Annotated in this window: 15 protein-coding genes; 9 read left to right on the forward strand and 6 right to left on the reverse strand. The window is 70.7% G+C overall.

Annotated features, from left to right (window positions below; all coding sequences use genetic code 11):
- Nucleotides 1-19 precede the first annotated feature (19 nt).
- From ribD to BIU91_RS17020, 4 genes are all read right to left on the reverse strand, one after another.
- Nucleotides 20-1108: a bifunctional diaminohydroxyphosphoribosylaminopyrimidine deaminase/5-amino-6-(5-phosphoribosylamino)uracil reductase RibD gene (gene ribD / locus BIU91_RS17005; RefSeq protein ID WP_246551973.1), complete on the reverse strand. Its 1089-nt coding sequence runs from the start codon at nucleotides 1106-1108 to the stop codon at nucleotides 20-22.
- A gap of 91 nt (nucleotides 1109-1199) precedes the next feature.
- Complete coding sequence (locus BIU91_RS17010) at nucleotides 1200-1754, reverse strand: GNAT family N-acetyltransferase (RefSeq protein ID WP_071406390.1); 555 nt, start codon at nucleotides 1752-1754, stop codon at nucleotides 1200-1202.
- A gap of 2 nt (nucleotides 1755-1756) precedes the next feature.
- Nucleotides 1757-2767 carry a tryptophan--tRNA ligase gene (trpS, locus tag BIU91_RS17015; protein ID WP_071406391.1) on the reverse strand — a complete coding sequence of 337 codons (1011 nt, stop codon included), beginning with the start codon at nucleotides 2765-2767 and terminating at the stop codon, nucleotides 1757-1759.
- A gap of 41 nt (nucleotides 2768-2808) precedes the next feature.
- Nucleotides 2809-3651, reverse strand: a complete 843-nt coding sequence (locus BIU91_RS17020; protein ID WP_071406392.1) for an exodeoxyribonuclease III — start codon at nucleotides 3649-3651, stop codon at nucleotides 2809-2811.
- Between the two features lie 52 nt (nucleotides 3652-3703).
- On the opposite strand from BIU91_RS17020, the gene BIU91_RS17025 reads away from it, so the two are divergent.
- Nucleotides 3704-4036, forward strand: a complete 333-nt coding sequence (locus BIU91_RS17025) for a hypothetical protein (protein WP_071406393.1) — start codon at nucleotides 3704-3706, stop codon at nucleotides 4034-4036.
- 92 nt (nucleotides 4037-4128) lie between these two features.
- On the opposite strand, the gene BIU91_RS17030 is transcribed toward BIU91_RS17025, so the two are convergent.
- Together BIU91_RS17030 and BIU91_RS17035 are read right to left on the reverse strand one after the other, a co-directional pair.
- Nucleotides 4129-4401, reverse strand: coding sequence for an HPr family phosphocarrier protein (locus BIU91_RS17030; protein ID WP_022905912.1), 273 nt, complete (start codon nucleotides 4399-4401; stop codon nucleotides 4129-4131).
- A 69-nt stretch (nucleotides 4402-4470) separates the two neighbouring features.
- A complete protein-coding gene (locus tag BIU91_RS17035; RefSeq protein ID WP_071406394.1) occupies nucleotides 4471-5241 on the reverse strand; it encodes a DeoR/GlpR family DNA-binding transcription regulator in 771 nt (256 codons plus the stop codon).
- A gap of 251 nt (nucleotides 5242-5492) precedes the next feature.
- On the opposite strand from BIU91_RS17035, the gene ptsP reads away from it, so the two are divergent.
- From ptsP to BIU91_RS19550, 8 genes are all read left to right on the forward strand, one after another.
- On the forward strand, nucleotides 5493-7151 hold the full coding sequence (ptsP, locus tag BIU91_RS17040; protein ID WP_071406395.1) for a phosphoenolpyruvate--protein phosphotransferase: 1659 nt from the start codon (nucleotides 5493-5495) through the stop codon (nucleotides 7149-7151).
- A 68-nt stretch (nucleotides 7152-7219) separates the two neighbouring features.
- On the forward strand, nucleotides 7220-8776 hold the full coding sequence (locus tag BIU91_RS17045; RefSeq protein ID WP_071406396.1) for a PTS mannitol transporter subunit IICB: 1557 nt from the start codon (nucleotides 7220-7222) through the stop codon (nucleotides 8774-8776).
- An 88-nt stretch (nucleotides 8777-8864) separates the two neighbouring features.
- Entirely contained in the window at nucleotides 8865-9302 is a 438-nt protein-coding gene (locus BIU91_RS17050; RefSeq protein ID WP_071406397.1) for a PTS sugar transporter subunit IIA, read from the forward strand.
- Nucleotides 9299-10456, forward strand: a complete 1158-nt coding sequence (locus BIU91_RS17055) for a mannitol-1-phosphate 5-dehydrogenase (protein ID WP_071406398.1) — start codon at nucleotides 9299-9301, stop codon at nucleotides 10454-10456. The genes BIU91_RS17050 and BIU91_RS17055 overlap by 4 nt, the downstream gene beginning before the upstream one ends.
- A 113-nt stretch (nucleotides 10457-10569) precedes the next feature.
- Complete coding sequence (locus tag BIU91_RS17060) at nucleotides 10570-11502, forward strand: NADP-dependent oxidoreductase (protein ID WP_071406399.1); 933 nt, start codon at nucleotides 10570-10572, stop codon at nucleotides 11500-11502.
- A gap of 120 nt (nucleotides 11503-11622) precedes the next feature.
- Complete coding sequence (locus tag BIU91_RS17065; RefSeq protein ID WP_071406400.1) at nucleotides 11623-12159, forward strand: DUF805 domain-containing protein; 537 nt, start codon at nucleotides 11623-11625, stop codon at nucleotides 12157-12159.
- 82 nt (nucleotides 12160-12241) lie between these two features.
- The gene (locus tag BIU91_RS17070) at nucleotides 12242-12826 is read left to right on the forward strand and encodes a DUF805 domain-containing protein (protein WP_084741420.1); all 585 of its coding nucleotides are present in this window, start codon (nucleotides 12242-12244) and stop codon (nucleotides 12824-12826) included.
- Nucleotides 12823-13581, forward strand: coding sequence for a DUF805 domain-containing protein (locus BIU91_RS19550; RefSeq protein ID WP_084741421.1), 759 nt, complete (start codon nucleotides 12823-12825; stop codon nucleotides 13579-13581). Before BIU91_RS17070 ends, BIU91_RS19550 begins: the two co-directional genes overlap by 4 nt.
- Nucleotides 13582-13602: the final 21 nt, after the last annotated feature.

The following is a 13602-nucleotide window of genomic DNA, read 5'->3' on the forward strand; positions in this document are numbered from 1 at the left end:
GGGGAGGTCAGCGCATCGGTCATGGGGTGCTCCGGTCGTTCGTGGGCCCGTCGTTCCCGAGCCCGGGTGTCGCGTCGTGCTGCTGCTGGCGGTCGTGCTGGTGCTGGTTCTGGTGCTGCGGATGCTGCGGTCGGGCTCGGACCAGCAGGTCGGGGCCGAGGCTGGTGGTCGATAGTACGTCCAACCGCCGACGGTCGGAGATGCTTCCCACCCCCAGGTCGTCGAGGGCGACCCGGGGGCCGCCGAGCAGCACCGGGGCGATGTACACCAGGTACTCGTCGACGAGTCCGGCGGCGATGAGCGCCGAGGCGACCGTGGGGCCACCCTCGACGAACACCGAGTGCACCCCGTGCCCGCGCAGTGCACCGAGCGAGGTGGCCAAGTCGTGTCCGGGCAGGGTGACGAACCCGCGCGGGTGCCGACGGACGGCGGCGTCGGCAGGCACCGGGCGGTCGCCGAGCACCACGGCGAGCGGCTGGTCGGCGAGCAGTTCGCCGGCGTCCCCGCGTGCGGTCAGGCTCGGGTCGTCGGCCAGGACGGTGCCGGTGCCGACGAGGATCGCGTCGTGGGCGGCGCGCTGTTCGTGCACGTGCTGCCGTGCGGCGGCGCCGGTGATCCACTTGCTCGTGCCGTCGGCAGCGGCGGCGCGCCCGTCCAGGCTGGACGCCCACTTGACGGTGACCCACGGTCGGCCGAGCCGGACCGAGAGCAGCCAGCGTTCGAGGAACGCCTCGGCCTGGTCGGCCAGGACGCCGGAGACGACCTGGACCCCGGCGGCACGGAGACGGTCGGCGCCGCCGTGCACGTCGGCTCCGGGGTCGTCGATCGCGTACACGACCCGGGCGATCCCGGCGTCGAGCAGGGCCACGGCGCACGGCCCGGTGCGGCCGACGTGGTTGCAGGGTTCGAGGGTGACGACCGCCGTCGCGCCGCGCAGCAGTGCCGGGTCGACCTTGGCCATCGCGTCGACCTCGGCGTGCGGGGTGCCGGCGCCCTTGTGCCACCCCTCGGCGAGGACCTCGCCGGTGGGGGAGAGGATCACGGCGCCGACGCGGGCGTGGTCGCCGACGACGGGCCCGAGGGCCGCGAGTTCGAGCCCGCGGCGCATCGCCCGGACCTCGGTGGGTCGTGCCGTGTCGCTCACGGGCCGAGCCTACCGGCGGCGGTTGGGTGACACGTCACCACGGATGTGAGCGCGTTCAGGCGACGGGCCAGGGGAGTTCGGAGGCGGGAGTGCCATCGGCGCGTCGCAGTGCGGTCCACGCCGCGGTCGGGCCGCCGTCCCGGTCCGGCACCCGTGCTGCGCCGAGGCCCGTGAACGAGAACCCGGCCGCACGGGCGACCGCTGCCGACGCTGCGTTGCCCTCGTAGCACTCCCAGTAGACGTCCGGCGCACCCTGCTCGAACGCCCAGTCGACGACGAGCCGGACGGCGTCGTGCATGAGTCCGGCACCGCGCGCGGACGGCGCGAGCCAGAACCCGAGGTCACGGCCGGCGGTGCGGTAGCTGATGATGCCCGCCAGCCACGTCGAACCGGCCGGTCGGATCGCCCACGTGTACTCGCGGTCCGAGGCCCATCCCGGTCCGACCAGGGCGTCGACGAAGGTCCGGGCGTCCTGCTCGCGGTACGGCGTCGGCACCGTCGTCCACCGGACGATCTCCGGGTCCTGGCAGGCCTCGGTGATCGCCGCGGTGTCGGCGCGGGTGGGCAGGTCGAGCCGGACCCGCGCCGACTCGAGCGTGACGGGCTGCACGGTCAGCCGCGCGACCGCGGGACGAACCCGATGCGGTCGTAGACGCGGGCCAGGGTCTCCTGCGCGATCGACTCGGCGCGGTCGGCGCCGACGGCGAGCAGCCGGTCGAGCTCCGCCGGGTCGTCGAGCAGTTCGAGCGTGCGGGCGCGGACCGGTTCGAGCTCGGCCACGACGGCGTCGGCGACCTCGCCCTTCAGGTCGCCGTAGCCCTTGCCGGCGAACGACTCCTCGAGCGCGGCGATCGAGGTGCCGGTGAACGCCGACAGGATCGACAGCAGGTTCGTCACACCGGGCTTGGCCTGGCGGTCGGCCCGGATCTCCCGCTCGGCGTCGGTGACGGCCGACTTGATCTTCTTCGCGGTGCGCTTCGGGTCGTCGAGCAGGCGGATGAGGCCGTTGTCCGACGCTGCGGACTTGCTCATCTTGCTGGTCGGGTCCTGCAGGTCGTAGATGCGCGCGGTCTCGGTCAGGATCCGTGCCTCGGGGGTGACGAAGGTGTCGCCGAACCGCGAGTTGAAGCGTCCGGCCAGGTCGCGCGTGAGTTCCACGTGCTGTCGCTGGTCGTCCCCGACCGGCACGACCTTGGTGTCGTAGAGCAGGATGTCCGCGGCCATCAGGATCGGGTAGGTGAAGAGCCCGACCGACGCAGCCTCGGCGCCCTGGCGTGCCGACTTGTCCTTGAACTGGGTCATCCGGCTCGCCTCGCCGAAGCCGGTCAGGGTGTTCAGCACCCAGGCGAGCTCGGCGTGGGCGGGCACGTGCGACTGCACGAACAGCGTCGCCTTGGACGGGTCGATGCCCGACGCGATGTACTGCGCAGCGGTGGCCCGGGTGTTCGCGCGGAGCTCGGCCGGGTCCTGCGGCGAGGTGATGGCGTGCATGTCGACAACGCAGTAGATGGCGTCGTAGTCGTCGAGCAGGGTCCTCCACTGCATGAGCGCCCCGACGTAGTTGCCGAGGTGCAGCGATCCGGCGGACGGCTGGATGCCCGAGAAGATGCGGGTCTTGGTCATGGTGGTGCTCCGGTGCGTCAGGTGAAGCGAGAGAAGAGGGGTCAGAGTTCGTAGTCGACGACCACGGGGGCGTGGTCGGACCATCGCTGGTCGTACGCCGCGGCGCGGTCGACCGTGTACTCCGTGACCTTGGCGGCCAGGTCGGGCGTCGCCATCTGGTAGTCGATGCGCCAGCCGGTGTCGTTGTCGAAGGCCTGGCCGCGCCACGACCACCACGTGTACGGGCCGTCGACGTCGCCGGCCTGGGCACGACCCACGTCGACCCATCCGAGGCCGGGGCCCGTGGAGCCGTCGGCGCCCTCGACCGGTTCGCCGTCGGCGCCGAAGAACCGCGAGAAGTAGGCGCGCTCGCGCGGCAGGAAGCCGGCTCGCTTGACGTTGCCCTTCCAGTTCTTGATGTCGCGCTCGTCGTGCCCGACGTTCAGGTCACCGACGACGACGGCGAGCGGGTTGTGCGCCCGGAGTGCCGGCAGCCGCTCGGTCATGGCGTCGAGGAACTTCCACTTCTCGTCCTGCTTCGGGGTGTCGACCTCGCCCGAGTGCACGTAGGTGGAGACGACGGTGACGGTCGTCCCGCCGATCTCGTAGTCGGCCTCGAGCCAGCGGCCGGCCGAGTCGAAGTCGTCCGGGCCGAGCGCGACGCGGTGGATCTGGGCGGAGTGTCGGGATGCGATCGCGACGCCGGCCCGGCCCTTCGCGGTCGCCGGGTCGTGCACGATGTCCCACTCGTCGCCGAGCAGCGCCGCCAGGTCGTCGCTCGACGCGCGCACCTCCTGCAGGGCCAGCACGTCGACGTCGCGGGTGGCGAGCCAGTCGCCCATGCCCTTGCGGAAGGCGGCGCGGACGCCGTTCACGTTGACGGATGCGAGGCGCAGGCGTGTCATGCAGAACACCTTATCGGCGGGTGCCGACAGCCCTCGGTCGTACGATCTGCCCATGACCGTCGTGATGACCGTCGGCGAGCTGCTCGCTGCGTTCCGACCCGTGGCAGCGCAGATGCTCCGTCCGGACGAGTTCCGCTCCGCCCGCTTCTGGGTGAGCCCGCACGGGGACTGGGAACTCGACCACGAGGAGGACGAAGTCATCGACGGCTCGATGAGCGTCGTCTGGGAGATCGGGGGCGAGACCCAGGGGACGAGGAGCCTCGTCGAGGACGTCGACGACCTGCCCGGACTCCTCCAGGACCTCGCCGACGACCTGCAGGACTTCATCGCCGAGAGCTCCTTCGCCTGGGGCGAGCTGCGCGCGATCCCGCCCATCGCGCCGTAGCGGCGACCGGACGACGGACGGGAGGCACGGTGCCAGCTGGCACCATGCCTCCCGTCCGTCTGGTGGTCGCGTGCAGGACGCGACCTGCGCGATCAGGCCGCGTCGTGGTCCGTCTTGAGGAACTCGACCAGGCTGTCGGCGGTGGTCTCGGCGTCGTCGCCCGAGACGGTGAGGGTGACCTCGTCGCCGTTCTCGATGCCGAGCCCGAGCAGGGCGAGGATGCTGCCGGCGTTCCCGGACTTGTCGCCCTTGGCGATCGTGACCTGGTGCCCCGACGCCGTCACGGTCTGGACGAAGAGGGATGCGGGGCGAGCGTGCAGGCCGGATGCGCTGGCGACGGTCACGGTGCGGGTGGCTTCGGACATCGATGTACTCCTGTCGATGGGTGGTTGGCTCATGCTAGCGAGCACTGGGTGGGCGGGAACGGGGCACGGTCAGGGTCGGCCGGGCCAGAAGACCTCGGTGCCGGCGGCCTCGACCTCGCGGACCAGGTCGAGGTTGACGGCGGGGTCGGTGATGATCGTGTCGATCGCGGCGAGCGGGGCGACGCGACCGAACTCCTCGCGGCCGAACTTGGTGTGGTCGGCGAGCAGGATGCTCCGTCGTGCGGACTTGATCATCGCGCTCTTCACGGCGGCCTCGGCCATGTTGTGGGTCGTCAGGCCGCGCTCCGGCGTGATGCCGTTGATGCTGATGAAGGCGACGTCGACGCTGACCATGCCGATGAGCTGGTGCGTCCAGGTGCCGACGCCGGCCAGGGAGTCGCTGCGGATGTTGCCGCCGAGCAGGTGCAGGTCGATGCCCGGGCGGTTCGCGACGGCGGTGGCGACGGGGAGCGAGTGCGTGACGACGGTCAGCCCGCGGTCGGTCGGCAGCAGCTCGGCCAGGCAGATGGTCGAGGTGCCGGCGTCGATCATGATCGAGCCGTTCTCCGGCAGTTCCGCCAGGGCGGCCTCGGCGATGACCATCTTCTCGGTCTGGTTGATGCCGCCACGGTCGCCGACGCCGGGGTGCAGGGTGATCCGCTCGACGGGGATCGCACCGCCGTGCGCACGACGGACGAGGCCGCGGCGTTCCAGGCTCGTCAGGTCGCGGCGGATGGTCTCGGGCGTGACGGCGAGCGACTCGGCCAGGTCCTTGACGTCCACCCGGCCCTGCGCGCGCGCCTGCTCGACGATGCGCTGGTGGCGTTCTGGTGCGTACATCGGACCTCGTCGTCTCGGGTCGGAACGGAACGGACATGCTCGGGCACGACATCCGGGATGTCGTCCCCTGCGTTCGATCCGCCAGACGCAAACGGGCATCTGTTTCTGTATTTTTATCCCCGGATGTGTTTGTTTGTCAACGCGAAGCGGGGTAGTGTGCTGATCAGCCGCACGGGCGTGGTCTGTTCCCGTGTCGTGTGCACCGAACGATCCACCCCACCGCAAGCGCGTGTGAGATGAAGGAGTCTCGAATGTCCGAACTGCTCGGCACCGGCGTCGGCCGTGGCGTTGCCCACGGCCCCGTGCTCCGGATGGCTGACCCGCTCGGCGAACCGTCGAAGGACGCCCTGGTGGGCTCGGCGGACGACGCGAAGCAGGCCGTGCACGACGCACTGGCCGCCGTGGCGGACGACCTCAACAAGCGCGGACAGCTCGCCGGTGGCGACGCCCAGGCCGTGCTCGAGGCCCAGGCGCTCATGGCGCAGGACCCGACGCTCCTCGACGACGTGCACACCCGCATCGACGGTGGCACCAACGCCGAGCGTGCCGTGTACGAGGCGTTCGCCCAGTTCCGCGACCTGCTCGTCGGCATGGGCGGCTACATGGGGGAGCGCGCGGCCGACCTCGACGACGTCGCCCAGCGCATCATCGCCAAGCTCCGCGGCGTGCACGCCCCCGGCGTCCCCGAGTCGGACACCCCCTTCGTCCTCGTCGCCCGCGACCTCGCCCCGGCGGACACCGCGCTGCTCGACCTCGAGAAGGTCCTGGCGCTCGTCACCCGTGACGGTGGCCCGACCTCGCACACCGCGATCCTCGCCCGTGCCAAGGGCATCACCGCCATCGTCGGCGTGACCGGTGCCGACGACCTGGCCGACGGCCAGTCCGTCGTCGTGGACGCCATCGCCGGCACGGTCGTCACCGACCCCGACGCCGCACTCGTCGCGGACGTCGAGCGTCGCATCGCCGACCGTCTCGCCGCCGCAGCGGCACCGCTCACCGCCGGTGCCCTCGCCGACGGCCACGTCGTGCCCCTGCTCGCGAACCTCGGCAGCCCCGCCGACGCCGCCGGCGCCGTTGCTCTCGGTGCGGAGGGCGTGGGGCTCTTCCGCACCGAGTTCCTCTTCCTCGACTCGCCGAAGGCCCCCACGGTCGACGAGCAGACCGAGTCGTACCGTCAGCTGCTCGCGGCGTTCCCCGGCAAGAAGGTCGTCGTGCGCGCGCTCGACGCCGGCGCCGACAAGCCCCTGCCGTTCCTCACCGACAAGGACGAGGAGAACCCGGCCCTCGGGCGCCGCGGCCTGCGTGCCCTGCGGAACCACCCCGAGGTCCTGCGCGACCAGCTCACCGCGCTCGCCCAGGCCGACGCCGCGACCGAGGCCGACCTGTGGGTCATGGCCCCGATGGTCGCCGACGCCGAGGAGACCGAGTACTTCGTCACCCTGGCCCGTGAACTCGGCATCCGCACCGCGGGTGTCATGGCCGAGGTGCCGTCGCTCGCGCTGATGGCCGAGCAGGTGTTCCAGAACGCCGACTTCGTGTCGATCGGCACGAACGACCTGACCCAGTACACGATGGCCGCCGACCGCATGCTCGGCACCGTCGCGTCGTACCAGGACCCGTGGCACCCCGCCGTCCTGCGCCTCGTCGCGCAGCTCGGCTCCGCGGGCGCCACCGCCGGCAAGGCCGTCGGGATCTGCGGTGAGGCAGCAGCCGACCCGCTGCTCGCCGTCGTCCTGGTCGGTCTCGGCGCCACGACCCTCTCCATGACCCCCGCGGCCCTGGCCGACGTGCGCGCCGAACTCGGTCGCTACACGCTCGAACAGGCCCGCGAGATGGCGACGGCGGCACTCGCCGCGAGCACGGCGGCGGCCGCGAAGTCCGCTGCCGCGTCCGCGGTGCACGCCGCCTGACCCACCACCCCCAGCACCACCCCTCCCAGCACCACGCAGCAGCTCCACCACACAGAAAGTCACCGCACATGACAACGTCGTCCGTTGCAGCGCCCGACGCACCCGCGAAGTCGCGGGGCGGCGCACGCGTCGCCGTTCAGAAGTTCGGCACGTTCCTCTCCGGCATGGTCATGCCCAACATCGCGATCTTCATCGCGTGGGGCATCATCACGGCCTTCTTCATCGAGACCGGGTGGACGCCCGTCGGCGTGCTCGGTGGGTTCGGTGAGACGGCCGGCGTCGCCAACCCCGGCCTCGTCGGTCCGATCCTGACCTACCTGATCCCGCTCGCGATCGCCATCCAGGGCGGCCGGATGATCTACGACACCCGCGGTGCCGTCGTCGGGTCGATCATGACCATGGGTGTGATCATCGGTGCCTCCGGCACCACGATGATCCTCGGCGCGATGATCTGTGGCCCGCTCGGTGCCTACCTGATCAAGCAGATCGACCGGATCTGGGACGGCAAGATCAAGCCCGGCTTCGAGATGCTCGTCAACAACTACGCAGCCGGGATCCTGGGCTTCGTCCTCGCGATGATCGGGTTCTTCTGGCTCGCGCCGCTGTTCAAGCTCATCGCCGAGGGCCTCGGCTCCGCGGTGGACTTCCTCGTGCAGCACTCGCTCCTGCCGCTCGCCAGCGTCATCATCGAGCCGGCGAAGGTCTTCTTCCTGAACAACGCCATCAACCACGGTGTGCTCGACCAGCTCGGTGCGGCGCAGGTCGCCGAGTCGGGCAAGTCGATCCTGTTCCTGCTCGAGGCGAACCCCGGCCCCGGCCTCGGTCTGCTGCTCGCCTTCACCTTCTTCGGTGTCGGCATCGCCCGCTCGACCGCTCCCGGCGCGATCATCATCCAGTTCTTCGGTGGCATCCACGAGATCTACTTCCCGTACGTGCTGCAGAAGCCGATCCTGTTCATCGCCGTCATCCTCGGTGGTGCCACGGGTGTCGCCACGAACGTCGCGTTCCAGTCCGGCCTCGTCGCCCCGGCGTCGCCCGGCTCGATCTTCGCGGTGCTCGGTGCCACGGAGCGCAACAGCTTCCTCGGCGTGATCCTGTCGGTCATCCTGTCCGCCGCGGTGTCGTTCGCGGTCTCGTCCTTCTTCCTCCTCGCCAGCCGCAAGCGCGACCTGGCGAACGGTGGCGGTGACATGAGCGCCGCCATGGCGAAGCTCCAGGCGAACAAGGGCCGCGACGTCAACTCGGCGACCGCCGGCCTGCTCGGCAACAACTCCCCGGCCAACGAGGAAGAGGCCGAGGCCTCCCTCGGCGGCGTCGGCTCGGCGAGCACGGCGACGGCGACGAAGGTCCAGAACCTGGTCTTCGCCTGCGACGCCGGCATGGGCTCGAGTGCGATGGGTGCCAGCGTCCTGCGCAACAAGATCAAGAAGGCGGGCATCGAAGGGGTCACGGTCTCCAACAAGGCGATCGCGAACCTGTCCGGTGACGAGGACCTGATCATCACGCAGGAAGAACTGACGGACCGCGCGAAGCAGAAGAACCCGAACGCGCAGCACGTGTCGGTCGGCAACTTCATGAACGCTCCGCAGTACGACCAGGTCGTCGAGCAGCTGAAGAACCAGTAACGCCACAACCAGTAACGAAGTGCAGTATCGGAGGGGACGGGGCTGACCCGTCCCCTCCATCTCGTCCTCAACACAAGGAGAACCCCCGATGCCCGTCCTGCAGGAGAGCCAGATCCGCATCCACACCGAGGACACCGCGCCGACCAAGTCGGAAGCGATGAAGGAGGCGGCCGAGATCCTCGAGGCTGCGGGCGCGGTCACGGCCGACTACTACCCGGCCATGCTCGAGCGTGAGAAGAGCGTGTCCACCTACATGGGCAACTTCCTCGCCATCCCGCACGGCACCAACGACGCGAAGGACGCCATCAAGTCGTCCGCCCTGTCGTTCATCCGCTACGCCAGCCCGATCGACTGGGACGGCAACCCCGTGCGCTTCGTCGTCGGCATCGCCGGCGTGAACAACGAGCACCTCGACATCCTGTCGAAGATCGCGATCGTGTTCTCCGACGAGGACGAGGTCCAGAAGCTCACCGAGGCCGCCGACACCGCCGCGATCCTGTCGATCCTCGGCGAGGTCAACGAGTGAGCACCAGCACCGCCGTCCACTTCGGCGCCGGCAACATCGGCCGTGGGTTCGTCGGGCTCCTGCTCCACGAGGCCGGGTACGAGGTCGTCTTCGCCGACGTCGCCGCACCGCTCATCGACGCCCTGGCCGCAGCCGACTCGTACACCGTGCACGAGGTCGGGGCAGGCGCCCAGGACCACGAGGTCACGAACTTCCGCGCGCTGAACAGCGCACAGGACGAGGACGGCGTGGTCGCCGAGATCGCGAAGGCCGCGATCGTCACGTGCGCCGTCGGCCCGAACGTCCTGAAGTTCATCGCCCCGGTCATCGCCCGCGCGCTCGTCGCCCGCGACGCGGACGCCGCACCGATCGCCGTCATGGCGTGCGAGAACGCCCTCAACGCCACGGACCGCCTGCGCGAGTTCATCGTCGCCGCCCTGCCCGAGGACGGCCGCGACGCCGCCCTGGCCAAGGCCGTCTTCGCGAACACCGCCGTCGACCGCATCGTGCCCGCGCAGCCCGAGGGCGGCGGACTCGACGTGACCGTAGAGACCTACTTCGAGTGGGCCATCGACCGCACGCCGTTCGGCGGGAACGAGCCGGAGATCCCCGGCGCGCACTACGTGGGCGGCCTCGCCGCGTCGATCGAGCGCAAGCTCTTCACGGTGAACACCGGGCACGCCACCGTCGCGTACCACGGCTTCGTCGCGGGGGCCGACAAGATCTCCGACGCCATCGCGATCCCCGCCGTGCGCTCCGAGCTCGAGTCCGTGCTCGCCGAGACGAGCGACCTGCTCATCCGCCGGCACGAGCTCGACCCCGAGGTGCACCGCGCGTACGTGCAGGCGATCATCGGCCGGTTCGAGAACCCGCACCTGCCCGACACGGTGACCCGCGTCGGCCGCCAGCCGCTCCGCAAGCTGTCGCGCGACGAGCGGTTCGTCTCGCCCGCCGCCGCGCTGGCCGAGGACGGTACCGAGCCCACCGCGCTCCTCGACGCGATGGCCGCGGCGCTCCGCTTCGACGTCACGGACGACGAGCAGAGCGTCGAGCTGCAGGCGCTGTTGGCATCGGACGTGTCCGACGCGGACGTGGCCACGCAGATCACCGGTCTCACCGCGGAGCACCCGCTGCACGCCGCGTTCACCGAGCGGATCCGGTCCGCGCGCGCCTGATGACGTCCGCAAGGGCGGCTTGACGACGTCCGCACGGACGGACGGGAGGCCCGTCACCAGCTGGTGACGGGCCTCCCGTCCGTTCCGGGGTCGCGACGCGTACCGTCGCCCGCATGACGAAGCACTGGGTAGCTCCATGGTTCGGCGGCAGCGAAGTCCTGGAGTACGTCGAGGCGGAGGTGCCGGTCCCCGGCCCCGGCGAGGTCACCATCACCGTCCGCGCCGCCGGCATGAACCCCGCAGACACCAAGCACACCCGCCAGGGCGACCCCGCGGACCTGCCCATCGCCGTCGGCTACGAGGTCGCCGGCGTCCTGTCCGCCGTCGGCCCCGACACCGAGATCGCGTCCGGCGGGGGAGCGGTCGGCGACGAGGTCCTCGCCTTCCGCGTGAGCGGCGGCTGGGCCGAGTCGGTCACGGTGCCTGCGGCCGACGTCTTCGCGAAGCCCGCTTCGCTCGGCTTCCCGGAGGCCGCCAACCTGCTCCTCGCCGGCTCGACCGCCGCCGACATGCTCCGCGTCACCCGCGCCGAGGGGCGCGACACCGTCCTGGTGCACGGCGCCTCGGGCGCGGTCGGCGTCAGCCTGCTCCAGCAGCTGCGGCTGCTCGGCACCCGCGTCATCGGCACCGCGTCGGAGCGTGGTGCGGACGTCGTGCGACGCTTCGGTGGCGAGTGGGTCGCGTACGGCGACGGCCTGGAGGCGGGTGTCCGTGATCTCGCACCCTCCGGCATCGACGTGGCACTGGACTGCGTCGGAACCGACGAGGCCGTCGACGTCTCGCTCGCGTTGGTCGCGGACCGGTCACGGATCGTGACGATCGCCGCGCAGGCGCGGGCCGCGTCGGACGGCATCGCCGCGGTGGGGGGCGCGCAGCCGGCCAGCAAGGCGTTCCGGGACTCGGTGCGGCAGCGGCTCATCGACCTCGCCGGTGCCGGACAGCTCGAGGTCCCGGTGGCGCGGACCTTCCCGCTGGCGGAGGCGAAGACGGCGGCGGAGCTGCTGGAGTCCGGGCACCCCGGGGGCAAGCTCGCGCTCCTGCCCTGACAGCATCGTCGGGGCAGGTCCTCGGTCGGGTCAGGTGTCGTCCGTGCGGATGACGCTCGCCGGCTCGGGGGAGTGCCACACTCTGTGTGGACCGACAGCCGCGCCGGAAGGAACCGAACGATGAGCGACCAGTACCCGCCCCGTGACCCGTACGGCCAGCAGCAGGGCCCGTACGGCCAGCAGCCGTGGGGGCAGCAGTCTCCGGGGCAGTACGGGCAGCCCGGTCCGGGTCGGCCGAGTGGTGGGAGGTCCGAGCCGCCGCTCTGGGCACCCTGGTACGGCATCCCCTTCCCCCAGGCGTTCTTGCGCTTCTGGAAGAAGTACGTGCGTTTCGACGGTCGGGCCAGTCAGTCGGAGTACTGGTTCTGGGCGCTCTGGTACCTGATCGGTTCGGCTGCCGCCGGCATCATCGGGAGCGGATTCGACGTGCTGCCGTTCGTCGACGACGGCTCGGACGGCCTCGGCAGTCTCTGGAGCCTGGCCTGCGCGCTCGGCTTCATCGCGTTGACCGTGCGCCGGCTGCACGACGTCAACCTCAGTGGCTTGCTCGCCCTGTTGTTCATCATCCCGCCGATCGGCATCCTGTTCTCGTTGATCATCGGCCTGATGTCGTCGAACCCGCAGGGGCAGCAGTACGACCGTCCGCTGCAGGGGTGACGCGCGGTACCGGTCCTGACCGCCGCTCAGGAGTTCTGGTTGACTCAGACGCGACCATCAGCCAACACTCGAGGGGGACCACGTGAGCGACCAGTACCCGCAGGATCCGAACAACCAGCCGAACGCTCAGTTCGGTGGCGCACCGCAGTACGGCGGCGCACCGCAGTACGGCCAGCAGCCGCCGACCGGACCGAACGGTGAACCGCCGCTCTGGGCGCCGTGGTACGGGATCTCGTTCGGCAAGGCCGTCGGCCGCTTCTTCAAGAAGTACGCCACGTTCAGCGGTCGTGCCAGCCGGAGCGAGTTCTGGTGGTGGTACCTCGCCAACGCGATCGTCGGCATCGTCCTCGGCATCCTGTACGCCATCGGTTTCGCGACCTCCGAGCGCTCGACCGTGTCGATGTCGTCCTCGACGTCGACCAGCGTCCAGTCCACCGTCACCGAGCCGTCCGCGCTCTTCGTCATCTCGGGCATCCTGTTCCTGCTCTGGGGACTCGCGATCATCATCCCGACGCTCGCCCTCGGCTGGCGCCGACTGCACGACGCGAACCTCCCCGGTGCGCTGTGGATCATCGCGCTCTTCGTCGGCATCGTCGGCATCGTCTTCGGCCTGCTGCCCTCGAACCCGCAGGGCGCGCGGTACGACCGCCCCGTCTCGAGCCGATGAGCAACGACGGGACGCCCCAGTGGGGCCAGCCCGGCGGCGATCAGCAGCAGGGACAGCCGGGGGCCGGCGCGCAGCCCGGGCACGGGCAGCAGCCTGGCTACGGACAACAGCCCGGCTACGGGCAGCAGCCTGGGTACGGACAGCAGCCCGGGTACGGACAGCAACCCGGGTACGGGCAGCAGCCGGGGTACGGGCAGCAGCCCGGCTACGGGCAGCAGCCCTACCAGCAGTACGCCCAGCCGTACGTCGGTGGGTACCCGCAGCTGGCGGAGCCGATACCGGTCGGCCCGGACGGCGTCCCACCGCTGTGGGCCCCCTGGTACGGCATCGGGTTCCTCGACGCGTTCCTCCGGTTCTTCAGGAAGTACGCCCGCTTCGACGGCCGTGCCGGTCGCAGTGAGTACTGGTACTGGTTCCTGGCCAACGCCATCGTCACGATCGTGCTCTACGGGGGCTTCATCGCCCTGCTGATCGCCACCAGCCCGACCACCACCGTCGTGGACGACTACGGGTACTCGCGCGACGTGTCGGGGGCGCCTTCGCCGTTCGCCTTCGTGCTGCTCGGGCTCTTCGGACTGTGGTGGCTCGCCACCCTCGTGCCGAATCTGGCACTCGCGTGGCGCCGGCTTCACGACGCGAACCTGCCGGGCCCGCTCTGGCTCGTGTCGCTCATCGCGAGCCCCGCAGCCATCGTGTTCGGCTGCCTGCCGTCGAACCCGGCCGGTGCGCGGTACGACCGCCCCGACCTCCGGTAGCTCCACGAACGAGAACAGCCC

The sequence above is a fragment of the Curtobacterium sp. MMLR14_002 genome (assembly GCF_001864975.1).
Taxonomy (GTDB): Bacteria; Actinomycetota; Actinomycetes; order Actinomycetales; family Microbacteriaceae; genus Curtobacterium; species Curtobacterium flaccumfaciens.